The organism is Chromohalobacter moromii, assembly GCF_023091865.1.
Taxonomy (GTDB): Bacteria; Pseudomonadota; Gammaproteobacteria; order Pseudomonadales; family Halomonadaceae; genus Chromohalobacter; species Chromohalobacter moromii.
In genome coordinates this window covers 460624-484259 of record NZ_JAHXDI010000004.1, presented here as the reverse complement: position 1 = coordinate 484259, position 23636 = coordinate 460624, and the positions used below count along the sequence as shown (strand labels likewise).

The window sequence follows — 23636 nt, the reverse complement described above, 5'->3', positions numbered from 1 at the left end:
ATGACGACATCCGAGCATACCGACACGCACTCAACCGATACGCCCGCGTCGCTTTCCGCGGCTCTTGAAGAGCGCAACGCCTTGCGCGCCGATGTTTATCTATTGCTGGCCCGCCTGGTGCGTGAGGCGCCCAATGCCGAGCTCCTCGACTTTCTCTCCGCGCTCGAACCCGACGATGAGAGCTCGGCACTCAAGCGGCACTGGGCCTCATTGTCGCTGGCGGCCCGGCACGCGCACCCGGGCACACTGCACGATGTGCATTTCGGCCTGCTGGTCGGGGTCATTCAGGGTCAGCTCGTGCCGTATGCCTCCTGGTACCTGACCGGATCGCTGATGGAGATGCCCCTGGTGGCCCTGCGCCATGATCTCAAGCACCTGGGCTTCGAACGCGCCGCACACGTCAAGGAGCCCGAGGATCATTTCTCTGCGATGTGCGAAGTCATGGCCATGCTCATCGAATCCCACGCCGAAGCACAGGCGGCCTTTTTCAAACGCCACCTGAACCCTTGGGCGCTACGTTTCATGCATGATCTGGCCCAGGTCGAAGACCCTTTCTATGCCAGCGTCGGCGCACTGGGCGAGGTCTTTCTATCGCGCGAAGATAACCAGTTGCAGAACGATCCCGACGCGCAAGTCGTCACATTTTCGCCAACCCCCACTAAGCTCAGTGAAGGGGACACCCACTCATGACCTGCACCCATGACGCTGCCTGACGGCGACATCAAGGTGCCCAGTGACCACAGGAGTCGCCCCATGAAAGAGTCGAACAATAAAACGTCGAACAATCCCGCCCGGCGCCGCTTCTTGCGCAACATCGGACTGGGCACGGTCGCTGCGGGTGCAGCCGTAGCCGTCGGCCATGTCACCTTGGCACAAGCACAGTCGGATGAAGAAAAAGACGCCACCGATGCCGGCGAAACGACGTATCGCGAAACCGATCACGTCAAGGCCTTCTACGCCACCTTGCGCGACTAAACGGTCGAGAGAACCGGAACTGAGGACATAACCATGCGATTGACTCGAAAATCCTCCCAACCCGCCGGCCAGGGTGGGCTGGGCATCAGCCGCCGGCAATTCCTGCAACGCAGTGGTGTGGCGACGGGAGGCCTCGCCGCTGCCGGTTTCATGGGCCATGGCATGATGCAGGCCGCCAACGCCAAGGAAAAAACGGCGTATTCCGATGCTCCTGTCGAAACCAAGCGCACCATCTGCTCTCACTGCTCGGTGGGGTGTGGCGTCTACGCCGAGGTGCAAGAAGGCGTCTGGACCAAGCAGGAGCCCGCGTTCGACCACCCGATCAACCGCGGCGCGCATTGCGCCAAAGGCGCGTCGCTACGTGAGCACGGCCATTCCACGCGGCGCCTGAAGTACCCGATGAAGCTGGTCGACGGCAAGTGGCAGCGCCTCGAATGGGATCAGGCCATCGAGGAGATCGGTGACAAGGTGCTGGAATTGAGCGAACAACACGGCCCCGACAGCATTTATTGGCTAGGGTCGGCCAAGTTCAATAACGAACAAGCCTACTTGATGCGTAAGCTGGCAGCCTTGTGGGGCACCAATAACACCGATCACCAGGCACGCATCTGCCACTCCACCACCGTCGCCGGTGTGGCCAATACCTGGGGTTACGGGGCGATGACCAACTCGCTCAACGACATGCACTTCAGCAAGTCGATTCTGTTCATCGGCTCCAACCCCAGCGAAGCGCACCCCGTCGCCATGCAGCACATTCTGCATGCCAAGGAACGTAGCCACGCACAAATCATCGTCGTCGACCCGCGATTCACACGGACCGCTGCCAAGGCCAACAAATACGTGCGCCTGCGGCCGGGATCCGACGTGGCCTATATCTGGGGGCTGCTCTGGCATATCTTCGAGAATGGCTGGGAAGACCAGCAGTTCATCGATCAGCGTGTGTTCGGCATGGAAGAAGTACGCCGCGAAGTCGCCGAGTTCCCGCCGGACGTGGTCGAGCGCATCACTGGCGTCGGCGAGGCCGACATGTACGATGTCGCCAAGCGCATCAGCGAGAACCGTCCTGGCTGCGTGGTGTGGTGCATGGGCGGTACCCAGCACACCACCGGCAATAACAACACCCGCGCGTACTGCATCCTCGAGCTGGCGCTGGGCAATATCGGCGTTTCCGGCGGTGGGGCCAATATCTTCCGTGGCCACGACAACGTGCAGGGCGCGACCGATCTAGGATTGATGTCGCATTCACTCCCTGGATATTACGGTCTCACCGAAGGCGCATGGAAGCACTGGGCCAAGATATGGAATGTCGATTACGAGTGGATCAAGGGCCGTTTCGACCAGACCGAATACAACGGTAGCCTGCCCATGAACTCCAATGGCATCACCGTCTCGCGGTGGATAGATGGGGTTCTGGAAAACGACGAGGATATCGCCCAGCGTACCAGCCTCAAGGCGATGTTCTACTGGGGGCATGCGGTGAACTCGCAGACCCGTGGTCCGGAAATGAAAAAGGCCATGAGTCAGCTCGAGTTGATGGTCGTGGTCGATCCCTACCCCACCGTCGCCGCCGTCATGCACGACCGCACGGATGGCGTGTACCTGCTACCCGCGGCCACGCAGTTCGAAACCACCGGTAGCGTGACTGCCACCAACCGCTCGCTGCAATGGCGCGACAAGGTCGTCGAACCGATGTTCGACTCCAAGCCCGATCATGAAATCATGTATCTCATGGCCAAAAAGCTGGGCTTCGGCGACGAGTTCACACGCAACTTCGCCATCGAAGACGGACGCCCGGTCATTGAAGATGTCCTACGCGAGATCAACGCCGGCATGTGGACCGTGGGCTATACCGGGCAAAGTCCCGAGCGCCTCAAAGAACACCAGAAGAATTGGCACACCTTCAACTTCGACACGTTGAAAGCGGAAGGCGGCCCCGCCGACGGTGATTTCTACGGCTTGCCCTGGCCCTGCTGGGGAACGCCCGAGTTCAATCACCCCGGCACGCCCCTGCTCTACGATATGAGCAAGTCCGTTAAAGAAGGTGGCCTGACGTTTCGGGCCCGCTTCGGCGTCGAACACGATGGCGAGGATCTACTCGCCGACGGCGTCGCAAGCGAGGGCTCCGAGCTCAACGACGGTTACCCCGAGTTCACCGCCGACATGCTCAAGGACTTGGGCTGGTGGGATGATCTCACCGCCGAAGAGAAAACCGCGGCGGAAGGCAAGAACTGGAAAACCGATCTTTCCGGCGGGATTCAGCGCGTGGCTATCGAGCATGGTTGCGCGCCCTTCGGCAACGCCAAGGCACGTTGCCGGGTCTGGACCTTCCCCGACGAGGTACCCAAGCATCGCGAACCGCTCTATACCAGCCGGCGCGACCTGGTGGAGGAATATCCGACCTGGGACGACGTGGCGTCATTTTATCGTCTGCCGACTCTCTATCGTTCGATTCAGGAGCAAGACTTCAGCAAAGATTTCCCGATCATCCTGACCTCGGGGCGCTTGGTCGAGTACGAGGGCGGCGGCGAGGAAACTCGTTCCATGTCATGGCTCGCCGAGCTTCAGCAGGAAATGTTCGTCGAGATCAATCCGGCGCAGGCCAACGACCTGGGCATCAAGAACGACGACATGGTCTGGGTCCACGGCCCCGAGGGCGGCAAGGTCAAAGTCAAGGCCATGGTGACGCCGCGCGTGGCGCGCGACGTGGCGTTCATGCCCTTCCATTTCGGCGGCATCTTCCAGGGCGAGAGCTTGGCGGACAAGTACCCCGAAGGGGCACGGCCCTATGTACTCGGCGAGGCCGCCAACACCGCGACCACTTACGGTTACGACATAGTGACGCAAATGCAGGAAACCAAGTGCACGCTATGCCGGATCGAGAAAGCCTCCGCCTGACCGACGATGCTTGAAACACCGATGAGGCCTCGCGCCTCATCGGCAAGAGGAGAACACCATGGCTCAAATGAAATTCCTGTGCGACGCCGAACGCTGCATCGAATGCAACGGCTGCGTCACGGCCTGCAAGAACGCCAACGAGACCGACTGGGGCATCCAGCGTCGTCGCGTGGTCACCCTGGACGATGGCAAGCCCTCCGAGGTCTCGATCTCGGTGGCCTGCATGCACTGCGACGACGCCCCGTGCATGGCGGTTTGCCCCACCGACTGTTTCTACAAGACCGATGACGGCATCGTCCTGCATGACAAGGACATCTGTATCGGCTGCGGTTACTGCCTATACGCCTGCCCCTTCGGCGCGCCACAGTTTCCCAAGGAAGAAGCTTTCGGCGAACGCGGCAAGATGGACAAGTGCACCTTCTGCGCCGGTGGTCCCGCCGAGACCAAGGAAGAAGAATACGAGAAATACGGCGCCAACCGCATCGCCGAAGGCAAGTTGCCCTTGTGCGCCGAGATGTGCTCCACCAAGGCGCTGTTGGCCGGGGACGCCCAGACCATTTCCGACATCTTCCGCCAGCGTGTGGTCTATCGCGGCCATGAAGACGGCGGTTGGTCGTCCGTCGAGAAGGCGCAAATGTCGGGCCCGGACGTCTCGGCCAATCTCGACGAGATGGCCTACGACGCCACCCGCGCCACACGTGAAGGGTGAGGAGAACGCTCATGCACACTCTCATGCAATGCCTGTGGCGGCTGCGTATGATCGGTGCGGTGCTATTGCTGGCGGTGTTGGCCGCCAGCTTGGCCCCACCTTCATCGGCGGCTGAGCCCGACGAGGAAATCGGTCAAGCGGTGGGCACGGTGGATGCCGATACCTGGCGACAGGTCAAGAGTGGCGAGGACTTCATCGATTCCCGCCATGACTCGACCTACAACCTGATCAACCCCAGCGGCGAGACCTGGCGCCAGATTCGTAACGAGTGGATTTCGCCCGCCGGCCTGATCGCCATCGGCGGCATGCTGGCGATCCTGGTGATCTTCTATCTTGTCGTCGGACGCAACGACCTCGATCACGAACGCACGGGTCGTAAGATCCTGCGCTGGACTGCTCTCGAGCGCTCGTTGCACTGGACCGTGGCCACGCTGTTCATCGCTCTCTCGCTGACCGGCCTGAACCTGCTGTACGGCAAGTTCGTGTTCCGTCACATCTTCGGCGATGCCTTCTGGGCCAACATGATCATGGGCTCCAAGCTGATCCACAACTACGCGGGCCCTGTCTTCGGCATCCTGCTCATCGTCATCCTCGCCAAATGGCTCAAGATGAATCTACCCAAGAAGCACGACTGGGAATGGTTCAAGCAAGGTGGCGGCATGGTGGGCGACAAGCATCCCGATGCCGGTTTCGCTAATGCCGGCGAGAAGGTCTGGTTCTGGCTGCTGGCCAGTGTCGGTCTGCTGGTCATCGTCAGTGGCTTCGTGCTCGACTTTCCAATCTTCGGCCAGACCCGAGACAACATGCAGTGGGCCAACATGTTCCACGGCGTGACGTCATTGATCTTGATGACCGTGGCGCTCGGGCATATTTATATCGGCACCTTGGGCACCGAGGGCGCGTTCGAAGGCATGGCGACCGGCTATGTCGACGAAACCTGGGCCAAACAGCACCACAACCTGTGGTACGAGGAGGTCAAGGACAGCGCCGGCCAACCCCAGCAAAGCGATCCGCCCGTCGGCGACGACACGGCGACGGCACACCGACCCAACTGAACGCCATAACGAGCGCTGAAACACCGCAAACGAAACGACACCGCCCCCGGGCGGTGTCGCTCTTTGTTATGATGCAGGCAGATGTCCTACCACCCCAAAGATCCCGCGAGGAGGCTTTCCCATGCAACACATCGACGCCGGCACGCGCACCGAACTCGAAGCGGCCGCCTTTCGTCAGTTGCTCGATCACCTCGATGCCAACAAGGACGTGCAGAACATTGATCTGATGATCCTGGCCGACTTCTGCCGCAACTGCCTCTCCAAATGGCTGGTGGCCGCTGCCAGCGAGCGCGGTATCGAGCTCGACTACGAAACGGCCCGCGAATACGTCTACGGCATGCCCTACAGCGAATGGAAAGAGCTCTATCAGGCCCCTGCCACGCCCGAACAACTCGAGGCGCTGGACGCTCGCCAACAGCGCAAGAAGGACACGCACGCATGAGCGATGCCGCTTTCGTTCCTCTCAAGGTCGCTGTGCTGACCGTCTCCGATACCCGCACAGAGGAAACCGACCGCTCGGGCAACGCGCTAGTGGAACGCCTGAAGCGCGATGGGCACGAACTCGCCGATAAACGCATCGTCGTCGATGACGTCTATCGTATCCGCGCGCTCGTCGCTCAGTGGATCGCCGACGAAGGCGTGCAGGTCATCCTCACCACCGGTGGCACGGGTTTCACCGGGCGTGACTCCACCCCCGAGGCGGTCGAAGTGCTGCTCGACAAACACATCGAAGGCTTCGGCGAGTTGTTTCGCCACTTGTCGTGGCAGGAAATCGGCAGCTCCACCGTGCAAAGTCGCTGCCTCGGCGGCCTGGCCAACGCTACCGTGGTGTTCTGCTTGCCTGGCTCCACCGGCGCCTGCCGCACCGCCTGGGACGGCATTCTTCACGAACAGCTCGATAGCCGCCATCAACCGTGCAACTTCGCCAACCTCGTGATCCCCGGGAGAGGTCAGCATGGCTGAGCTGCAAAGCGTCGAACGGGCGCTGGAAGCGCTGTTGAAGGGCGTGAAGGCGGGAGATGTAGAACGTATCGATTGCGAGGCAGCGGCTGGCCGCGTGCTGGCCGAATCGGTTACCGCGCGTCTCGACGTGCCGCCGGCCGACAACAGCGCCATGGATGGCTATGCCCTGCGCCATGCCGATGCCGGTCAGTGGTTACCCATCAGCCAGCGTATCGCGGCCGGCCACGCACCTGAGCCGCTCGCACCCGGCACCTGCGTACGCATCTTCACCGGCGGTGAAATACCGCCGGGCGCCGACACGGTAGTGATGCAAGAACGAGTGGACTCGCAAGATGCCCAGGCGCATATTCCCGGCGACATCACACGGGGCGATAACGTGCGTCGCCGTGGACGCGACGTGGAGGCCGGCACTCCGCTTCTGGAAGCAGGCACTCGGCTGGAGGCGGCCGCCCTGGGGCATCTGGCCGGTCAGGGCATCACGCAGGTCAGCGTTTATCGTCGCCCGCGCGTGGCGCTGCTCTCCACCGGCGACGAGATCGTTGACCCCAGCCAGCCACTCGCCGCGGGGCAGATCCATAACTCCAATCGGCCCATGCTCTCGCGCCTGCTCGAACGCTTCGGCGCCGAGCTTATCATGCGCGAACACGTCCCCGATGACTTCGCGACCACCCAGCGCCTCCTGCGCGAGGCCGCCGAGTGCGCCGATGTCATCGTGACCACGGGCGGCGTCAGCGTCGGCGAAGAAGACCACGTCAAGCACGCCCTGGAAACATTGGGTCAGCTAGATCTCTGGCAGTTGGCCATGCGCCCTGGCAAGCCACTGGCGCTGGGGCGCATAGGACAAGCACGACTGGTGGGCCTGCCTGGCAATCCTGTTTCATGCTTCGTCGGCGCCTGGGTGTATCTGCGCCCCCTCATGGGCGTCCTTCTAGGTTGCCCACGCATGGCCACGCTACCCCGCTTGTGGGCGCGTGCAGCGTTCACCACGCATACGCAAGCACGTCGTCACTACATGCGCGTAAGGATGGAGTTCACCGACGATGGCACCGTCGCCCACGCCTTCGCCGATCAGAACTCGGCCGTGCTGTCCTCCTGCCTCGAAGCAGATGCCCTGGCGATCGTCCCCGAACACACTACCCTCAACGAGGGCGAGCGTGTGGAATGCCTATGGCTAACGGACTAATACCACTGAAAACGAGGCCTAATCAGCGCTCAACGCTTTATTGAGCGCCGGCCAGAGGACATGGAAATCGTGCTCTAGTGTGGGGTAGTCGGTGCGCAACCAGGGAACCAATTCGGCCAGGCGATTGGGGCCACTCAAACGACGCCCGAGCCCCGCGATCGCCTGGCAGGTAAAGTCGAAATCGGCGTAACGACTCAACCAGTCGTCTTCGATCAAGGCGGGAATCATGGGTGCCAAGCGGTTAGGGGCTCGCCCCTGGGCTTGAAGCACCCGGTAACAACGCGCCACCAAGGCGACATCGGCATGATCGCGCGCCACGAAATGATCCCACACCAGATCCAGCGCAATCCCCACTACACGCCGCTGGGGGCGCGGTGCGCGCTCACGGACGCCTCGGATCACGGCATGGTCATCGACCCAGGCATCCACGCGACGATGATGGCGAATACCGCGCGCGATCTCTGCCGCCCAATCGCCATCGGGATCGCCCTTGACGCCATCGGCGATCAAGTTACCGTACAGAAAAGCGTCGTTGCCACCACGTGCCAGCCAGGCATGTGCAAGAAAATTCATCGAAGGCCTAGACAGTTCGTAAAGACAGCTTTTAAAGCCAGTCTTTAAAGACAGTTGGTTGGTTTGGGCAATCCCGCCAGGCGCGCCCCCACCTTTGCGGGGCTGTCGGGAAACAATCGCATCAAATGCAGGGAGCGCCCTTTATCGGGTCCCAGCGTCTGGCTGACGGCCTTGACCAGGGGACGCATCGCCGGCGCGCTTTCGTAACGCGCATAGAAGGCTCGCAGTACCTCGATGGCCTCCCAGTGTTCGGACGTCAGTTCCCTACCTTCCTCGGCAGCTAGCGCCTCGGCTACGGCCGGTGTCCAGGCCGTCAAGTCGACTACGAACCCTTCGGGGTCGAGCCCGATGTCGCGGCCTTCCACGATGATATAGCGTGTTGCTTGCGTGGTCGCCATCAGAACCAGCTCACCGTGCGTTGCGCTTCCTCGGTCAGCGCCACGAAACCGTCCATGTCCACGATCGTCACGCTGGCATCGCACCGCCCTGCCAGACCGCGCGATTCCAGATCCTCGCGCAGGGCGAACAAGCGCCCTTCGAGTCCGGGAAAATGTTGTACCTGTGCACTCATCGCGCCAAACACGCCATCTTCTATCAGCATCAACCCATCTTCCTCCCCCATCGCGCGCAATACGTCCTGATGAACGGAGCTCGAACTCGGGGCACGATTGAGCAAGTGCAACAACATTCGCAGGTGTCTCCTAATAGCGCCGCCCAGCTAAGGTTAAACACGAGCACGGGCAGCGTTCAGAAATTGAAGATTTGACGGTGGCCAGCAAGCACCGTCGACAGTTCCGGCGTCGACACTTCAATCACCGGCAAGAGCAGATCGTCGGAGGTTAATCCGCGCGCTTCGAGCGAGTCGGCATCGATATACAAGCGCTCGATATCGTACATCTCCAGCATCTCGAAGGTGCTTTGGGACCCCTTCTGCCCCAATGGACCTGGGCCTTGTTCCCGAAGCAATGCCCAGACGCCATCTCCCATCAGCAACAACGAGACGGACTGACCGAAGGCCGCGCCCACCAATGCTAGATCGAGAGCCTCGCGTAGCCATAAGCCGCCGTGCGGCGCATGACGTAACATCACCAGAAGATCGCCGTGCGGCACCTCGCTTATCTCGGACATGACAGCTCCTCATGGCATGAATGCGCGACGCCAAATTCAGGGCGCAAAGGTAATCAGCCGCTCGTGCGTCTGGCCGATGTCGAGCAACTGCCCCAGCCCCGTCAACTCGAAGGGAGGCTCGAGACTCGCCCCGCTCTTGCCATGACGCTCGGCCTCACGGGCGTCCAGCAAGCCACGGCGCAGTGCCGCCGCCACACAGACCTGCAAGGCGGTTCCATGCGTACGCTGCAAGTCGCACCAGGCATCGACGAGGTGCGGTTCATCTTGCGGCGGCGCCGCGAAGTGTGAAGCGTTGTAAACCCCATCGTGGTAGAAGAACACCGTATCGACACGATGCCCTCGTGAGATGGCGGCATGCGCGAAACGCAAGGCGGAATGCGCTGCCTGATGGCTATACGGGCCTCCTAGCACGAGTAGGGCGTAACGCATCGAAGAATCTCCCGTCACTGACGCGGTGAATGACGCTATTGTCCTCGACGTAGCGAGGTCAGGCAAATCATGGATGTGCACCGCTCCCATGACATCAAAGGATCATTGACGCCAACCACGTTAGCGGGTATATTTTTAACAAGCTAACATATAGTGTGTCTTTAGCTAGCGATACGATCTGTTGATATCCCCAACCTTGGCCGCCTTTCTAGGCGGCCTTTTTTATGCGACCCGCAACAGAAGCAACTCATATGAGCGCCGTCACGGTTTGTACGAATCCTCTTTTGCCGTTACGAAATCCGGCTAAATTGAAAGTGTCTGTGTCGTAATGTACCGGCACACCTGCTGATTCGTGGAGGTTACGATCATGACCGTTGCCCTGCTTGTCCCGACCAAACGCCCGCCAGCGACGATAAAGCCGGCAGACACGGCTGTTCCGACCACGTTGTCGGTCACTCATAGCGATAAAGCAACTCTTATGGGGACGAGACCCAAATGCGAGATAGGCCGTCTGGCGCTCCTTCGTCATGATCTCCACCTTCGTCATGACATATATGATACCGAGGATATCGCCAATGCCCGCCGCCGCGCGATTTTCTATACTCGCTGGCACGGACTTTCCGCCCCCCTACTGCAACTCTGGCGAGGATAAACGCTCCTCACGCAAAAGGCCCGCACCTAAGAGATGCGGGCCTTCGACAGAAAGGCGCAACAGCGCCACTTGCTGCATCAGTCGTTGGACATGAAGCCCAGCAGAGACAAAAGGCTAACGAACAGGTTGTAGATCGACACGAACAGGGTGATGGTCGCCAAGATGTAGTTGGTTTCCCCTGCGCGATGGATGATCTCGCTGGTCTGATACAAAATCGCAGCCGACGAGAACAGCACGAAACCTGCGGAGACAGCCAGCGCCAAGGCGGTGATATTGAAGATCATCGCCGCGACCATCGCTAGCACCAGCACGATCGCCCCGGCGATCATGAAGTTACCCAGGAAGCTGAAATCCTTGCGAGTAATCAAGGCCACGGCCGACAGCCCGATGAACGTCGCGCCCGTCATCCCCAGCGCAGTCATCACCAGTTGCGCCCCATTGGGCAATGACAGGTAGAGGCTCAACATCGGCCCCAGCGTGAACCCCATGAAGCCTGTGAAGGCAAAGATCGACAAGATGCCCGCCGCCGAATTCGCGGTCTTGTGGACCAGGAACATCAAGCCGTAGGCGCCAATCATGAAGATGAAAATATTCATCTGCCCGATGCCCATGGCCATCGCGGTTCCCGCCGTCACGGCGGAGAACAACAGCGTCATGGCCAAGAGCATATAGGTGTTACGCAACACCTTGTTAGTACTGATTTCCGATCGCGTCTGCTGACCAGCAATCTGAGAAGTACGGTGTGCCATGGGATTTCTCTCCTCGGTGGCGCTGAAAACATAAGGTAAGACCTAGGATGCCCCGCTTGAGTTCCCACTGCAAGATGGATATTCAACGCCCCAGCGTTGTTTTAACTCATTGAAAGCACAAAAAGTCTTGACGACTCGATGAATGCTGGTAGTATACACCGCCGTAAGCCGGAGGGATGGCAGAGCGGTTGAATGCACCGGTCTTGAAAACCGGCGAAGGTTTGCGCCTTCCCAGGGTTCGAATCCCTGTCCCTCCGCCACTACATCAAAGCGCCCTGAAATTTCAGTAACTTACTGGTCTCGGGGCGTTTTCGTTTGGGATGTTACATCCCACTGTCGTTACGTTGCACTGTTACATTAGCTACGATCCGACACCACTCATCAGCGTGCGCGCTTCAATGAGCGTTAGCCTTCCCGTCGTGAAGGCGCCGGTGTCGATGTAGTGGACGTTCCCCAGCCACAAGGGGCGTTCCACAATGGTGTGCCCTACCACCACGGCATCGATGCCGCTGACCGAGGTCTCGTCGCCACGCCGGATGCGCGTTCTTCCCCAAAGCTGGTCCTGCGAAGGCGTTACGATGTCCCGCCAGTCCGCCGGCGGTTCGGCGTGGACGATTCCGAGACGCTTGCCGGCGACGGCTATTTCGCGCGCATAGGGCATATGTGGCAAAGCCTGCTGAAGCATCGTCTGCGCCTCGGCCAAGCCCGCTTCAAGGGCCCAGGTGCCGCCGTTGATCATCCACGCATCGCGGGCTTTTAGACTGCCTCTTTCCTCGCCCAACAACGCGTCATACGCCAGCATTTCATGATTGCCACGCACGGCGTAAAACCAAGACTCGAGGGCGAGAGACAAGCACTGGAGGCTATCGGCGCCACGATCGATAAGATCCCCAACACTGAACAGTCTATCTCGTTGTCGATCGAAACCGACTGCATTCAATCTGTCATGCAGCAAGCCCCATTGACCGTGTATATCACCGACGATGAAATCGCGGCCGCGCTCATTGGGACCGTGCCGTTGAATCACACCACTTGCTCCTTTCCCGCTACTGAAAGCATCGCACGAGCCCATTAAAGATCACGAAAGGCCTGCTTTTCAGAACGCCGAGCGAAGTCACGCGATTCCCCGCCTTCCAGTTCCAGCGCCCTCGCCAGCATCTCATCGACACTGGCACGTGGATGCGCCCCGGCCATCTCGACGCTCTCGAAGTCACTCGCCTTGCATTCCGGACACCTTGCTTCCAGCGGCCGCCGGGTTGCCTTGATGAATAGCTCAACCTGACAAGCGCGACAACGATAGAGGCGCCGATGGGGCATGGACATGACAAACTCCGCAGGGTAAAAACAATCTACTCAGAGTAGAACAAGATAACGCGCTGTGCGCTATTGTATTCAAGTACCTGGCTCAGTGATAAAGCCTCAGCCCCACCCGAGTCACCCGGTTACCTTCCACCGCATTGACGACCCAGTGAAAGCCATGCCAATCGACATCGTCCCCTACCACGGGATGACCGCCGACACGCAGCGATACGAATTCGCCCAGGGTCATGTTCTGCTCACCGGCGCTCAAGGTCAGCCCATAGGCATCCGCCACGTCGCTCATGACGGCTTCTCCATCCAGCGTGAAGGTGCCGAAGAAGGCACGCTCACGCTTGAGCGTGGCGTCTCCGTTGAACAAGCGATTGAGCGCCGGTAGATCCTCGCTGCGCCCGATGACGCAAATGACATCGCCAAGTTTGAGCCGCGTACTGCCTTTGGCATGCAGCATGGTGTGCTTGCGAAACAGGCCGGAAATCAAGGCGCCCGACGGGAAGCGCAGCAAGCGAATGGGCACGTCCTCGAGCGCTTCGTTCTCGACCTTGTAGACGAACATTTCATAATCGTTTTCCGGCAGCACCCCTAGCGGACCGCGGCGATTGGGCGTTGTGCCGGCCGGCACTTCGACGCGCATCCAACGCGCCACCCGTGCCAGGGAGGCGCCCTGCATCAACAACGACATCAGCACCACGAAGAAGGCGACGTTGAAATACAGCGTCGCATTCTCGACCCCGGCGATCACCGGGAAAATGGCCAGCACGATGGGCACCGCCCCACGCAAGCCGACCCAGGAAATGAAGCCGAGCTCCCGCCAGCGGAAATTGAAGAACGGCTTGAGCGAGACCAATACGGCCAACGGACGCGCCACGAAAATCAGACCCAGCGCCAAGACAGCACCCGGTATGGCGTAATCGATCATTTCGCTGGGCGTCACCAACAAACCCAGCACTAGGAAAAGTCCGATCTGACTCAGCCACGCCAAGCCATCGTGGACCGGCAGAATATGCGTGAGATGCCGTCCGGGCTGATTACCGATCATCAAGCCCGCCAGATAAATCGCCAGGAAACCGCTACCGCCCGCCGCGCTGGTCAAGCCGAAGATGAAAAAGCCCGACGCCAGCGCCAGTAGCGAATAAAGCCCTGATGCCAGATCGAGCCAACGCAGCAGCTTGGCAGCTAGCCAGCCGCCCCCCACCCCGAACAACAAGCCCAACCCGAACTGTGAGGCGAACGTCATCAGCGTGTGCCCGACACCACTCGCACCGTTTACCAGCACTTCGGCCAGAGTGATCGTCAAGAAGATCGCCATCGGATCGTTGGTGCCCGACTCGATCTCGAGCGTTGCCCCCACCCGCTCGTTGAGGGTCACACCCTGGCCGCTGAGCATCGAAAAGACCGCGGCAGCATCCGTGGAACCAACAATTGCCCCCACCAGAAGACCTTCCACTAAGGAAAGGTTGAATATCCAAGTCGCCAACAGACCCACGAGCCCACTGGTCACGAAGACCCCGAATGTCGCTAGGCACAGCGCCGGCTTGAGACCCACGCGAAACGTCTTGAGGCGCGTACGCAAGCCGCCATCGAGGAGGATCATCGCCAGCGCCAGGTGCCCAATCAAATAAGCCAGCGAATAGTCGTCGAACTCGATGCCCAGCACGCCTTCCTCGCCAGCCATCATGCCCAACCCCAGGAACAGCACCAACAGCGGCACACCGATGCGCGACGAGACGCGGCTCGCGACGATACTGAGCGCAATTAGAAATCCCGAAAACAAAAAAAGGCTGTTGATGGTATCCACGACTAACGACTATCTCCCTAAATTCAAGGGCCTAGTATGCCATGTCCCGACACGCCATGCTGTTATCTACATCAACCAGGCAGGATGCGATTCCAAGATATGCCAGTCGATATCGCCCTGTAATCGCATGGCCCAGATAAGAGCGCGCATACCCTGACGATATTCGCCAAGCGCAACATTCGGTGACTGTCGCCGGTAGGCGGTGACAAAAGCATCTCGCTCGGCGCCTTCCGTCATGAGCAGTTCAGCCACGCATAGATCGAACTCGAGCGGCGCCCATACCAGTGCTTCCCAGTCACTCCATAGCCAGCCGGTGGCACCGCTCAGGAACTGATCGGCACGCAAATCGGGCAGGCACCACACCGCGCGCGAGGGGACAGGAAAATCGGGAAGTGCCCCCCAATCGGAGCAACGTGGGTGGTGTCTCAAAAAATCGCGCGCCCGTCGCGGCCACTGCGATAGCGTCCAAACTGTTTCCAGAGGGTGCCCCCAGCCCGACACCGTTTCGCGATGCAGATGCCCCAACTGACTTCCCAAAAGTTCAGCAAATACCTCTCCCATCCGGGCCGGCGCCCCATCGCTCCACGGCAGGCTCCAGAGCGGCGTCTGATGCAGCGCGCCCAAATACGTCAAAGGTAATGGTGGAAGTGGCAAATGTGTCGGTAAGGCACCGGCCAAGCGTGTCAGCGCCTCGGGACAGCGCCAACGGTCGAAGCCGAAGAGCCGATCCATCCCCTGCCAGAATGGGTCCTGGGCCGAGTGCGTTCGTGCCAGCTTGAGCAACCGCGGTGCCTCATCACGCGTTCGCCACAACCAATTGGCACTGTCATCCCAAGCCAGGGGCAATGGGGCCAGCGCATGACCGGTGAAGACCTCGACGCGATGCGTCAATGCGGGATCGGGATACATGCACACTCCTGCCAGCCCAAGCGATAGCGAGACGGCGACTCTGGCATGTCTGGGCAGTCGCCGCCGTATCAGGATACAATAACCATCTCTGGATAGGGGTGCCCATCAACGCAATGGGCTGAGAGCGCCACGCGCAACCCTGGAACCTGATCCGGTTAGCACCGGCGGAGGAAATACCAGAGCGTGCCGTCGGCACGTCCTTCGCCCCATTCATGGAGCCTTGATGACGTCCCTCGGTTTTTCCCTGTCCCAGGCACGACTCGCTTTTTCAGGGCAATGGCTATTCGATGGTCTTTCGGCCACCTTCGCTCCCGGTAGCTGGACGGGGCTTCTCGGCCGCAGCGGCAGCGGCAAAAGCTCTTTGCTGCGCATGATCGCCGACCTTCCCATTCCCGATACCCATGCCCTCACTCTAACTACCGACGATCAGCGTCCGTTGGCCGGCCGGTTAGCGTGGATGGCCCAGCAAGATCAACTACTTCCCTGGCGCAAGGTCATCGACAACGTCTTACTCGGCCCTGCGCTGCGTGGACATCCCTCGGCAGCACAACGTCAGCACGCGATGACCCTGCTCGACGACGTTGGCCTAAGGGACAAGGCCGAGCAATGGCCCAAGACGCTATCCGGCGGGCAACGCCAGCGAGTCGCGCTGGCACGCACACTCTTCGAGGACGCGCCGGTGGTCTTGATGGACGAGCCCTTTTCCGCCGTCGACGCCATCACGCGCCTGGAATTGCATGAACTCGCCGCACGCCTGCTGGCTGGGCGCACGGTGCTCCTGGTGACGCACGACCCGCTCGAAGCCCTGCGACTGAGCGATCGCATCCTTATACTCGGCGGTCAACCGGCATTGTTAAGCGACTTCGAGGTTCCGCACGGACAACGCCCCCGCGCCCTCGACGCACCCGATGTACAGCGCATGCAATCGCAACTGGTGGCGCGCCTTCACTCTGCCCCTCATGCCAACATCGAGGGGAGCACCCCATGAGCGTACTCAAGCGTCTCTGGCCCGCCCTGGTGGGTATTTTCTCCATCCTCGGGCTTTGGCAGGTACTGGTCGTCGTCACGGGTGTACCCGGCTATGTTCTGCCCTCGCCGCTGTCCGTCCTACATGCGTTCGCGTCGCACCAGCAACTGTTGTGGCATCATGCCGGTATCACGGTGATCGAGATCGTCGCGGGACTGCTCATCGGATGCATCAGCGGGCTAGGCACCGCACTGGCCCTAGCGCGCTTTCATGGCCTGCGGCGCACTCTGCTGCCGATACTGCTGATCAGCCAAGCCGTGCCCTTGTTCGCGCTCGCGCCTATTCTCATGCTATGGCTGGGCTATGGGATGACCGCGAAAATCGTCATGGCCACATTGATCATTTATTTCCCGGTCGCCTCGACATGCTATGACGGCCTGCGTCAGACGCCACAAGGATGGCTGGATCTAGCCCAGACACTGGGGGCCGACCGTCGACGCCGGCTATTACGCATCCAACTGCCCGCCGCCTTACCGGCGCTGGCATCGGGCATGCGCATGGCCGCCAGCGCCGCCCCCATCGGTGCGGTGATCGGCGAATGGGTTGGCTCCAGCCAGGGCCTGGGGTATTTGATGCTCAATGCTAACGCGCGTATGCAGGTCGACCTGATGTTTGCCGCCCTGCTGATTCTCGTCACCTTCGGGGTCGCACTCTACTTCACTACCGACGCCGTCATGCGACGCCTCATGCCATGGCACGAAGACCGCACCGGCGCTACTAGCTGACAACCGTCCGGGGCAGCGTCCGCCATCGCGTGGCAACGCCCCATACGCCGCCTTTCACGGCGATAACGATAATGCCCGCCACGCTTCAATGGGCGGGAGATGATCCGCAGGAGAACATCACATGCTACGTTTGACTCGACGCCTCATGGGAGCTTGCCTTGCGTTGGTACTGATCGCTTCCGGCCCGGCATGGGCCGCAGATGACGACGATACCACTGAGACGACATCCCTGAAGGTCATGCTCGATTGGTACACCAACCCGTCGCACGCTCCACTGGTCATCGCCCAACAACGCGGCTTCTTCGAGCAACACGGGCTCGACGTGGAACTGATTTCGCCCGCCGATCCCAGCGTCCCTCCCAAGCTGGTCGCCGCTGGCAAGATCGACATGGCCATCAGCTATCAACCCCAGTTACACCTGCAAGTCGACCAAGGCTTGCCGTTGGTGCGTGTGGGCACTCTGATCGCAACGCCGCTCAACATCACGCTGGTACGCGCCGACAGCGATATCGAGAGCATGCAAGACCTGGCCGGCAAAAGCATCGGCTATTCGGTGGGCGGCGTCGAGGAAGTACTGCTCAATACCATGCTCGAGCACAATGGCGTGGCGCCGGATGACGTCGAGATGGTCAACGTCAATTTCGCGCTGACACCGGCACTGATCGGCGAGAAGGTCGATGCCGTCACCGGTGCATTTCGCAACTTCGAACTGGCACAGATGGCGCAGGAAGGGGTCAAGGGCCGCGCCTTCTATATCGAGGAAGAAGGCGTGCCCACCTACGATGAACTGATCTTCATCGCCAATCGCGATACCCTGGATGCGCATCGTGAGGCCTATACCCGCTTCATGGCCGCCATCGAAGAAGCCACGGCATGGATCATCAACCACCCCGACGAAGGCTGGAAAGCCTTCAAGGCCTCCGATCCGGCACTGGACACCCCCGTCAACAAGAAAGCCTGGTACAACACCATTCCACGCTTCGCTTTGCGGCCCGCAGCGCTTGATGGGCGCCGCTACGAGGCCTTCGAGTCGTTTCTGCTCGAGCGTGGTCAGATCAAGGCCAAGAGCCCGCTGTCACGTCTCGCCGTCGATCTAAGCCAGCCTTGACCCCGAGCCGCGCCGGCCATGCGAGAAGGCTTCTCTCGCTTTCTTGCATGGCCGGCGCGGCATCTCATGCCGTTAAAAAGCGTGCCAAGGCTTCCTGAAACGCCTCCGGCTGCTCGGCATGCAACCAATGCCCAGCATCGGAAATGGTCTCGATACGCGCCTCGGGCAACACCGACTCGACCGCCGGCAACACATCATCGCCAACGTAGTCGGAACGCCCGCCACGCAACACGAGCGTCGGCCCCATGTAGGCGCCGCTCCCGTCCGGCACCGCGACGATATGGGCGTAATCGTCTTCAATCTCGTCGAGTCCCACGCGCCATATCAGCGTGGCATTCTCACCACGAATCAGATTGGTCGCCAGGAACTGCCGTATCGCCGGCGTCTCGACGAATCCAGACATGATCCGGTCGGCTTCCTTGCGGTCCGCAGGCGGTTGCCGCTCGACCGCACGCATGGCCTTGAAGATCGCTTCGTGCCCGTGCTCATAAGCAATCGGCGCGATGTCGGCGACGATCAAGCGCGCGACACGCTCAGGCGCTTGACGCGCCAAGGTGATGGCGACCTTGCCCCCCATCGAGTGACCTAGCAAATCACAACTTTCGACCGCCAGGCGATCCAGCAAAGCATCGACGTCCGCTGCCTGGGCTGCATAGTCCATGCCTGTCTGGTGAGGAGACTTTCCGTGGTTGCGCAGATCGACGGCGATCACGCGGCGGCTTTCCTGCCAGCGCTTGATATGCGAGCGCCAGTTGTCGGCACTTCCGAACAAGCCGTGCAACACCACCAGCGGGCGCCCGGCGCCGCCGGTATCGACATGATGTAATTCCACAATTTGCCTCGTCAGCCATTCAAGTCATGCCGGCATAATACCAGAGGCGTTTCAGGCATTGCGCTCCGACATTCGCTCGGAAGCATCGGCGACATGCGCCAGGCGGCGCGTCAACGCCCCCAGCAGTACACCATACAACGGCAGGAAAAAAGCCAGGCTAACGCTCAGCTTAATGGCATAATCTACCCAGGCGATTTCGACCCAGTGGGCGCTCATGAACGCATTGGGCCCATTCCAGAAAGCGATGGCAAAGAACGCGAAGGTATCGGCCAGGTTACCCAATAGCGTCGAAAACGCCGGCGCCACCCACCAAGCACGCAGCCGCCGCATCCGATCGAAGACGTGAATGTCCAGCAACTGTCCGAGTACATAGGCCATGAAACTCGCCAGCGCGATACGCCCCACGAACAGGTTCCAATCACCCAGCGCCGAGGCTCCCTGAAAGGCGCCATCCTGAAACAGCACCGACACCACATAGGAAATCAGCAAGGCAGGTAGCATGACGCGCGCGATGGTCTTACGCGCCCGGCGTTTTCCAAACAGTCGCACGGTCAGGTCGGTGGCGAGGAAGATGAATGGAAAACTGAAGGCTCCCCAAGTAGTGTGTACGCCGAACATTGAAAACGGCAACTGTACTAGGTAATTGCTGGCCGCGATGACAAGGATGTGGAAGCTTACGAGCCACCCCATCAAGCGGCGCGCTTGGCGAGAATCGAGCACAAACATGTAGCACCTTTTTAGTTGCCGAAAAAGGCCGAGGGGTAAGGGAACCCTCAAGGCGGGACGGCGTGAAAGACGCCGAGCGAAAGCGGCGGGATTGTAAAGGATTTCACCGATGCCGACCAGCAAGACGTTTCGCTTGCTCTCCCCCTGGGGTAACGCGTCCATCGTCGATCACCGCAGACGAAAAGGAACTATCGTCGTTACTTCAGTGCCTTACGAGACAGTAATCGCCATCGCAATGCCCCGTCCCACGGCCTGCCGATAACACCGCGCTCTAACCGATGAAATATCGTTGAAGACTACCTTGGACAGGGCTGGCGAAGTTATTGATGATTCACTAAATCAAAAATGAGTAACAGGGAATGACTGCTTGTCCAATAGGTGAAGGACGCACCGGACATAGACGGTCATTCGACACGCGAGCATCCCTTTGCCGCGGGGCGCCTATCCCTCGCCCTTCGGCAATCAATCGCCAATCCCAACGTAGGAGAGACAATATGCGCCCGCTCCAGCCTGCCTCCGCCCTGATCGACGCCGGTTACGGTGCCATCGACAAAGGCACGACGCTACTCAAGGCCATGGCCAACGAAAACCGCCTGCGCATCCTGTGCCTGCTCGACAACGCCGAGCTTTCGGTCACCGAGCTGAATCGCAAGCTCAACCTCAGCCAGTCGGCGCTGTCGCAGCACCTGGCCATCCTCCGCCGTGAGAACCTGGTGGTCACACGACGTGCCTCACAGACCATCTACTATTCACTGGCGGGCGATGAGGCCCGCACCGTGATCGACTCGCTGGTCGCGCTGTACGGCAAATCCCGCTAATCGGCCCTGGCAGCGGCTCAGCGCCGCTGCCAGCCGCTCGCTTCCAAGCGCTCCATGACGCGATCTCCCAGACGCTCGATCCCCATCGAGGCCCCCACGCCGACACGCTGCAACAGCGAATGGTGCGGTTCCAGTTTCACATGTAGAACCCGAGCCTCTTTCATGCGCGCCGCAAGATAACCGTCGCTGGTGGCGATCTCATCGATCAAGCCATCCTCGAGGGCCTGACGGCCATACCAGATTTCGCCAGTCGCCACCTTGTCGACGTCCAGCGCCGGACGCCGCTCGCCAACGTAGCGCTTGAAGAGATCGTGCGTTTCCTGCAAATCGTCGAGGAACTTGGCGCGCCCTTCGTCGGTATTTTCCCCAAGCACAGTCAAGGTCCGCTTGTAACGCCCCGCCGTGAGCAGCTCGACATCGATATCGTGTTTCTTGAGCAGGCGATGCACATTGGGCACCTGCGCGACTACCCCGATCGATCCAATGACAGCGAACGGCGCCGCAATCAAACGATGCGCGCAGCACGCCATCATGTACCCACCACTGGCGGCGACTTTATCGACACATACGGTCAGATGCGCGCCGGCATCGCGCAGCCGGTCGAGTTGCGCAGCGGCAAGCCCATAGGCATGCACCAGACCACCCCCTGAGCTGAGACGCACGACCACTTCATCCTCGGCCTGCAGTTCACCCAACAACAACGAGACCTGTTCCGCCAGCTGCGGAGTGCGCGATGCCTTGAGATCGCCATCGAAATCGAGCACCCACACGCGCGACGACACTTCGCCAGATGCGTCATCCTTTCCCTTGCGGCGTGCCTTTTCCTGCTTGCGTAACGTCTTTTGTGCGTGCCGCCGCCGTGCAGGCGACATCCCAGCCAGGCGCAACGACTCACGACGTCGCCGTTGGCGATCGTTCAATGTCACCACGCGCAGACGGTTATCATCGCCTTGTCCACTGGCCCGCTGCTTGAGGGATACAGCCAGCACGATCAGTACGCCCAAGGCGATTACCAGTGTCGCCAACTTGGCGGCGAACAAGGCGTATTCCGCTATCCATTCAATCACGTCGCTACCTCATCCGTGGCTGACAATCAATGCAGCTCTTGTATGAAACATTTGTTTGAAATAGGCTGGAACATCCACCAATACCATAGAGTGACCGATCATGGCCGACGCCAGCACCGTCATCGAAAAACTTCAGTCGCGCTTCGATCCTGCCGCCGCCCGGGGCATGAATGATATCTTCCAGTTCCACATCAGCGATGCCGATGACTATTACCTGCATGTTCAGGACGGCACCTTGGACGTTCAGCAAGGCGAACACGACGACCCTTCCGTCAGCCTGACCACCGACACCGAGACTCTGAAAGGCGTGATGAGCGGTGAAATCAATGGCATGCAAGCCTTCATGAGCGGCAAGCTCAAGGCCGCCGGCAATGTCATGCTGGCCAGCAAGCTCACCAGCCTGTTCCCCAGCGGCTGACCCGCTCTTTTATTTCGTTGTGACACCTCAGCGCATCGCCACCGCGCTGAGGTGCGTCTCGATCAACTGACGCGAAATCGAATGGCTAGGGGGCAGCTCCGGCAAATGGCGCGGCGTGAACCAAGCGGCATCGGCTATCTCTACGCCATCAATGCGGATGCGCCGACTGGCCGCCTCGGCGAAGAATCCGAGCATCAGTGAATGCGGAAACGGCCATGATTGGCTGCGAAAGAAACTGACCCGCCCCGTCTCGACGCCAACTTCCTCGTGGACTTCACGCCGCACCGCGCTCTCGGCGGTTTCTCCCGGTTCGATGAATCCCGCCAAGGTGGAATAACGCCGTGCCGGAAAACGCGCGTTGCGCGCCAGCAATAGATCTCGCCCATGGGTCACCAGCGTGATGATGCACGGCGAGATGCGCGGATAGCTGCGATGACCGCACGCCTTGCACTGCATGGCAAACTCATGCGGTAGACGCTGCATCGGCGTCCCGCAGCGCCCACAAAAACGATGATCGCGTGCCCAAGCGGAGACTTGCAGCGCCGTGGCCAGCAGATCGCCCTCTGCGGCGGGCAAGCGCGCCAGCCAATCACGCGCCGGCGGCCAGCTTTTCTCACCGCTCTCGTGCGCCATCGCGACTGGCAAGCCCTGCCACATCCCTAGCGGCATGGCGTGCTCCGGCCAAGCGCCGGGCGACTGTAGAATGCCCCCCTCTTCACCTGGGGCAATACCCGATTCGCCGAAACGAAGCCAATACCCCCAGCGCGGCGTGTCTGCGCCGGGCAACTCTCTCACGAATGCCGGTGTCGAAGTGATCGTCATGACGACCCCTGCGACGCCTTGTCCAACGCGTCCCAATGACACTCGCCCGCCGCCTGGCGAATACGATCGAGCTTGGCTCGATGCGCATTCAATTCCGTATCGCTGGGCCGCGTCACCGCCAGAGTCACGCCTTCCCGCGCCACGCGGCGAATACCGCTGACACTATTCGCTCCTTCCGTATCACCGCCAGCGCCCCCTTCGACGCCGGCTAACGACAGCGCCGTCTGCCCCCCGGTCATCGCTAGATAGACATCGGACAAGATTTCCGCATCGAGCAAGGCGCCGTGGAGCACTCGGCGGCCGTTATCGATGGCGTAACGCTTGCACAACGCGTCCAGGCTATTGCGCTGTCCTGGATGCATCTTACGCGCCATGGCCAGCGTATCGAGCACGCCGCAGTACTCCGCGACCGGCCCCAGCCGCGGCCCACCGCGCTTGTTCTGCAACAGACCGAATTCATGATCGATAAAGCCGACGTCGAACGCCGCGTTATGAATCACCAACTCGCCGCCGCGAATGTACTCCCAGAAGGCATCGGCAACATCTGCGAACACGGGTTCGTCGGCAACGCGTTCATTGGTGATACCGTGTATTTCCACGGCCTCGGGATCGATATCGCGCTCGGGGTTGATGTATTGGTGAAAGTTATTGCCGGTCAACCGGCGGTTGACCACCTCCACCGCACCAATCTCAATCAGGCGGTGCCCATCCTTGGGATCGATGCCGGTCGTTTCGGTGTCCAGTACGATCTGACGCAT

At 60.4% G+C, this 23636-nt stretch carries 28 protein-coding genes, 1 tRNA gene and 1 riboswitch; of the genes, 14 read left to right on the top strand and 15 right to left on the bottom strand.

Annotation, left to right across the window (positions count from 1 at the left end; translation table 11 throughout):
- The 8 genes from KZO83_RS15265 to KZO83_RS15230 all read left to right on the top strand — a co-directional run bounded on the left by KZO83_RS15265 (position 1) and on the right by KZO83_RS15230 (position 7780).
- Positions 1–690 carry a TorD/DmsD family molecular chaperone gene (locus tag KZO83_RS15265; RefSeq protein ID WP_247621371.1) on the top strand — a complete coding sequence of 230 codons (690 nt, stop codon included), beginning with the start codon at positions 1–3 and terminating at the stop codon, positions 688–690.
- A 63-nt stretch (positions 691–753) separates the two neighbouring features.
- On the top strand, positions 754–975 hold the full coding sequence (locus tag KZO83_RS15260; RefSeq protein ID WP_247621370.1) for a twin-arginine translocation pathway signal: 222 nt from the start codon (positions 754–756) through the stop codon (positions 973–975).
- Positions 976–1008: 33 nt separating this feature from the next.
- Positions 1009–3870 carry a formate dehydrogenase subunit alpha gene (locus tag KZO83_RS15255; RefSeq protein ID WP_247621369.1) on the top strand — a complete coding sequence of 954 codons (2862 nt, stop codon included), beginning with the start codon at positions 1009–1011 and terminating at the stop codon, positions 3868–3870.
- A 58-nt stretch (positions 3871–3928) separates the two neighbouring features.
- Positions 3929–4579: a formate dehydrogenase FDH3 subunit beta gene (fdh3B, locus tag KZO83_RS15250; RefSeq protein WP_075369252.1), complete on the top strand. Its 651-nt coding sequence runs from the start codon at positions 3929–3931 to the stop codon at positions 4577–4579.
- An 11-nt stretch (positions 4580–4590) separates the two neighbouring features.
- A complete protein-coding gene (locus tag KZO83_RS15245; protein ID WP_178998702.1) occupies positions 4591–5634 on the top strand; it encodes a formate dehydrogenase subunit gamma in 1044 nt (347 codons plus the stop codon).
- A 121-nt stretch (positions 5635–5755) separates the two neighbouring features.
- Complete coding sequence (locus tag KZO83_RS15240) at positions 5756–6076, top strand: DUF1244 domain-containing protein (RefSeq protein WP_247621368.1); 321 nt, start codon at positions 5756–5758, stop codon at positions 6074–6076.
- Entirely contained in the window at positions 6073–6597 is a 525-nt protein-coding gene (gene moaB / locus KZO83_RS15235) for a molybdenum cofactor biosynthesis protein B (protein WP_247621367.1), read from the top strand. The genes KZO83_RS15240 and moaB overlap by 4 nt, the downstream gene beginning before the upstream one ends.
- Positions 6590–7780 carry a molybdopterin molybdotransferase MoeA gene (locus KZO83_RS15230; RefSeq protein ID WP_247621366.1) on the top strand — a complete coding sequence of 397 codons (1191 nt, stop codon included), beginning with the start codon at positions 6590–6592 and terminating at the stop codon, positions 7778–7780. The genes moaB and KZO83_RS15230 overlap by 8 nt, the downstream gene beginning before the upstream one ends.
- Positions 7781–7798: 18 nt before the next feature.
- Here the strand turns inward: KZO83_RS15230 and KZO83_RS15225 are convergent, their stop codons facing one another.
- From KZO83_RS15225 to KZO83_RS15200, 6 genes are all read right to left on the bottom strand, one after another.
- The gene (locus tag KZO83_RS15225) at positions 7799–8353 is read right to left on the bottom strand and encodes an acyl carrier protein phosphodiesterase (protein WP_247621365.1); all 555 of its coding nucleotides are present in this window, start codon (positions 8351–8353) and stop codon (positions 7799–7801) included.
- A gap of 44 nt (positions 8354–8397) precedes the next feature.
- Positions 8398–8751, bottom strand: coding sequence for a TusE/DsrC/DsvC family sulfur relay protein (locus tag KZO83_RS15220; protein ID WP_247621364.1), 354 nt, complete (start codon positions 8749–8751; stop codon positions 8398–8400).
- Positions 8751–9041 carry a sulfurtransferase complex subunit TusB gene (gene tusB / locus KZO83_RS15215; protein ID WP_178998708.1) on the bottom strand — a complete coding sequence of 97 codons (291 nt, stop codon included), beginning with the start codon at positions 9039–9041 and terminating at the stop codon, positions 8751–8753. Before tusB ends, KZO83_RS15220 begins: the two co-directional genes overlap by 1 nt.
- Before the next feature lie 59 nt (positions 9042–9100).
- On the bottom strand, positions 9101–9481 hold the full coding sequence (tusC, locus tag KZO83_RS15210) for a sulfurtransferase complex subunit TusC (protein WP_178998709.1): 381 nt from the start codon (positions 9479–9481) through the stop codon (positions 9101–9103).
- A 36-nt stretch (positions 9482–9517) separates the two neighbouring features.
- Positions 9518–9910: a sulfurtransferase complex subunit TusD gene (gene tusD / locus KZO83_RS15205; RefSeq protein WP_178998710.1), complete on the bottom strand. Its 393-nt coding sequence runs from the start codon at positions 9908–9910 to the stop codon at positions 9518–9520.
- A gap of 729 nt (positions 9911–10639) precedes the next feature.
- The gene (locus KZO83_RS15200; RefSeq protein ID WP_178998712.1) at positions 10640–11311 is read right to left on the bottom strand and encodes a Bax inhibitor-1/YccA family protein; all 672 of its coding nucleotides are present in this window, start codon (positions 11309–11311) and stop codon (positions 10640–10642) included.
- Positions 11312–11481: 170 nt separating this feature from the next.
- Here KZO83_RS15200 and KZO83_RS15195 point away from each other — a divergent pair.
- Positions 11482–11571: transfer RNA gene (locus tag KZO83_RS15195), tRNA-Ser, on the top strand.
- Positions 11572–11672: 101 nt separating this feature from the next.
- Here KZO83_RS15195 and KZO83_RS15190 read toward each other — a convergent pair.
- From KZO83_RS15190 to KZO83_RS15175, 4 genes are all read right to left on the bottom strand, one after another.
- Complete coding sequence (locus tag KZO83_RS15190; RefSeq protein WP_247621363.1) at positions 11673–12338, bottom strand: metallophosphoesterase; 666 nt, start codon at positions 12336–12338, stop codon at positions 11673–11675.
- A 44-nt stretch (positions 12339–12382) separates the two neighbouring features.
- The gene (locus KZO83_RS15185; RefSeq protein WP_178998781.1) at positions 12383–12634 is read right to left on the bottom strand and encodes a hypothetical protein; all 252 of its coding nucleotides are present in this window, start codon (positions 12632–12634) and stop codon (positions 12383–12385) included.
- A gap of 82 nt (positions 12635–12716) precedes the next feature.
- On the bottom strand, positions 12717–14426 hold the full coding sequence (locus KZO83_RS15180) for a potassium/proton antiporter (protein WP_178998782.1): 1710 nt from the start codon (positions 14424–14426) through the stop codon (positions 12717–12719).
- A 66-nt stretch (positions 14427–14492) separates the two neighbouring features.
- Positions 14493–15335 (bottom strand): hypothetical protein, encoded by an 843-nt coding sequence (locus KZO83_RS15175; protein WP_247621362.1) that lies wholly within the window; start codon positions 15333–15335, stop codon positions 14493–14495.
- Between the two features lie 84 nt (positions 15336–15419).
- Positions 15420–15525: riboswitch (TPP riboswitch) on the top strand.
- A gap of 33 nt (positions 15526–15558) precedes the next feature.
- Between KZO83_RS15175 and KZO83_RS15170 the strand changes: the two genes are divergently transcribed.
- From KZO83_RS15170 to KZO83_RS15160, 3 genes are all read left to right on the top strand, one after another.
- Positions 15559–16323 carry an ABC transporter ATP-binding protein gene (locus KZO83_RS15170; protein WP_247621361.1) on the top strand — a complete coding sequence of 255 codons (765 nt, stop codon included), beginning with the start codon at positions 15559–15561 and terminating at the stop codon, positions 16321–16323.
- Positions 16320–17087, top strand: coding sequence for an ABC transporter permease (locus KZO83_RS15165; RefSeq protein WP_247621360.1), 768 nt, complete (start codon positions 16320–16322; stop codon positions 17085–17087). Before KZO83_RS15170 ends, KZO83_RS15165 begins: the two co-directional genes overlap by 4 nt.
- A 121-nt stretch (positions 17088–17208) precedes the next feature.
- A complete protein-coding gene (locus KZO83_RS15160) occupies positions 17209–18195 on the top strand; it encodes an ABC transporter substrate-binding protein (RefSeq protein WP_247621359.1) in 987 nt (328 codons plus the stop codon).
- A 64-nt stretch (positions 18196–18259) separates the two neighbouring features.
- Here the strand turns inward: KZO83_RS15160 and KZO83_RS15155 are convergent, their stop codons facing one another.
- Both KZO83_RS15155 and KZO83_RS15150 read right to left on the bottom strand, forming a co-directional pair.
- Positions 18260–19027 carry an alpha/beta fold hydrolase gene (locus KZO83_RS15155; protein ID WP_247621358.1) on the bottom strand — a complete coding sequence of 256 codons (768 nt, stop codon included), beginning with the start codon at positions 19025–19027 and terminating at the stop codon, positions 18260–18262.
- A gap of 51 nt (positions 19028–19078) precedes the next feature.
- On the bottom strand, positions 19079–19753 hold the full coding sequence (locus KZO83_RS15150) for a 7-cyano-7-deazaguanine/7-aminomethyl-7-deazaguanine transporter (protein WP_247621357.1): 675 nt from the start codon (positions 19751–19753) through the stop codon (positions 19079–19081).
- A gap of 494 nt (positions 19754–20247) precedes the next feature.
- Here KZO83_RS15150 and KZO83_RS15145 point away from each other — a divergent pair, with 494 nt between their 5' ends.
- The gene (locus KZO83_RS15145) at positions 20248–20571 is read left to right on the top strand and encodes an ArsR/SmtB family transcription factor (protein WP_040241256.1); all 324 of its coding nucleotides are present in this window, start codon (positions 20248–20250) and stop codon (positions 20569–20571) included.
- Positions 20572–20588: 17 nt separating this feature from the next.
- Here the strand turns inward: KZO83_RS15145 and sohB are convergent, their stop codons facing one another.
- Positions 20589–21638, bottom strand: a complete 1050-nt coding sequence (gene sohB / locus KZO83_RS15140; RefSeq protein ID WP_247621356.1) for a protease SohB — start codon at positions 21636–21638, stop codon at positions 20589–20591.
- A 100-nt stretch (positions 21639–21738) separates the two neighbouring features.
- On the opposite strand from sohB, the gene KZO83_RS15135 reads away from it, so the two are divergent.
- Positions 21739–22056: an SCP2 sterol-binding domain-containing protein gene (locus KZO83_RS15135; RefSeq protein ID WP_178998787.1), complete on the top strand. Its 318-nt coding sequence runs from the start codon at positions 21739–21741 to the stop codon at positions 22054–22056.
- 27 nt (positions 22057–22083) lie between these two features.
- Here the strand turns inward: KZO83_RS15135 and nudC are convergent, their stop codons facing one another.
- Together nudC and dnaQ are read right to left on the bottom strand one after the other, a co-directional pair.
- A complete protein-coding gene (gene nudC / locus KZO83_RS15130) occupies positions 22084–22878 on the bottom strand; it encodes an NAD(+) diphosphatase (RefSeq protein ID WP_247621355.1) in 795 nt (264 codons plus the stop codon).
- Positions 22875–23636: a DNA polymerase III subunit epsilon gene (gene dnaQ / locus KZO83_RS15125; protein ID WP_247621354.1), complete on the bottom strand. Its 762-nt coding sequence runs from the start codon at positions 23634–23636 to the stop codon at positions 22875–22877. Before dnaQ ends, nudC begins: the two co-directional genes overlap by 4 nt.

Coding starts and splice junctions, on each gene's coding strand:
- KZO83_RS15265 (WP_247621371.1), top strand. CDS start 1: ATGACGACATCCGAGCATACCGACACGCACTCAACCGATACGCCCGCG.
- KZO83_RS15260 (WP_247621370.1), top strand. CDS start 754: ATGAAAGAGTCGAACAATAAAACGTCGAACAATCCCGCCCGGCGCCGC.
- KZO83_RS15255 (WP_247621369.1), top strand. CDS start 1,009: ATGCGATTGACTCGAAAATCCTCCCAACCCGCCGGCCAGGGTGGGCTG.
- fdh3B (WP_075369252.1), top strand. CDS start 3,929: ATGGCTCAAATGAAATTCCTGTGCGACGCCGAACGCTGCATCGAATGC.
- KZO83_RS15245 (WP_178998702.1), top strand. CDS start 4,591: ATGCACACTCTCATGCAATGCCTGTGGCGGCTGCGTATGATCGGTGCG.
- KZO83_RS15240 (WP_247621368.1), top strand. CDS start 5,756: ATGCAACACATCGACGCCGGCACGCGCACCGAACTCGAAGCGGCCGCC.
- moaB (WP_247621367.1), top strand. CDS start 6,073: ATGAGCGATGCCGCTTTCGTTCCTCTCAAGGTCGCTGTGCTGACCGTC.
- KZO83_RS15230 (WP_247621366.1), top strand. CDS start 6,590: ATGGCTGAGCTGCAAAGCGTCGAACGGGCGCTGGAAGCGCTGTTGAAG.
- KZO83_RS15225 (WP_247621365.1), bottom strand. CDS start 8,353: ATGAATTTTCTTGCACATGCCTGGCTGGCACGTGGTGGCAACGACGCT.
- KZO83_RS15220 (WP_247621364.1), bottom strand. CDS start 8,751: ATGGCGACCACGCAAGCAACACGCTATATCATCGTGGAAGGCCGCGAC.
- tusB (WP_178998708.1), bottom strand. CDS start 9,041: ATGTTGTTGCACTTGCTCAATCGTGCCCCGAGTTCGAGCTCCGTTCAT.
- tusC (WP_178998709.1), bottom strand. CDS start 9,481: ATGTCCGAGATAAGCGAGGTGCCGCACGGCGATCTTCTGGTGATGTTA.
- tusD (WP_178998710.1), bottom strand. CDS start 9,910: ATGCGTTACGCCCTACTCGTGCTAGGAGGCCCGTATAGCCATCAGGCA.
- KZO83_RS15200 (WP_178998712.1), bottom strand. CDS start 11,311: ATGGCACACCGTACTTCTCAGATTGCTGGTCAGCAGACGCGATCGGAA.
- KZO83_RS15185 (WP_178998781.1), bottom strand. CDS start 12,634: ATGTCCATGCCCCATCGGCGCCTCTATCGTTGTCGCGCTTGTCAGGTT.
- KZO83_RS15175 (WP_247621362.1), bottom strand. CDS start 15,335: ATGTATCCCGATCCCGCATTGACGCATCGCGTCGAGGTCTTCACCGGT.
- KZO83_RS15170 (WP_247621361.1), top strand. CDS start 15,559: ATGACGTCCCTCGGTTTTTCCCTGTCCCAGGCACGACTCGCTTTTTCA.
- KZO83_RS15165 (WP_247621360.1), top strand. CDS start 16,320: ATGAGCGTACTCAAGCGTCTCTGGCCCGCCCTGGTGGGTATTTTCTCC.
- KZO83_RS15160 (WP_247621359.1), top strand. CDS start 17,209: ATGCTACGTTTGACTCGACGCCTCATGGGAGCTTGCCTTGCGTTGGTA.
- KZO83_RS15150 (WP_247621357.1), bottom strand. CDS start 19,753: ATGTTTGTGCTCGATTCTCGCCAAGCGCGCCGCTTGATGGGGTGGCTC.
- KZO83_RS15145 (WP_040241256.1), top strand. CDS start 20,248: ATGCGCCCGCTCCAGCCTGCCTCCGCCCTGATCGACGCCGGTTACGGT.
- KZO83_RS15135 (WP_178998787.1), top strand. CDS start 21,739: ATGGCCGACGCCAGCACCGTCATCGAAAAACTTCAGTCGCGCTTCGAT.
- nudC (WP_247621355.1), bottom strand. CDS start 22,878: ATGACGATCACTTCGACACCGGCATTCGTGAGAGAGTTGCCCGGCGCA.
- dnaQ (WP_247621354.1), bottom strand. CDS start 23,636: ATGCGTCAGATCGTACTGGACACCGAAACGACCGGCATCGATCCCAAG.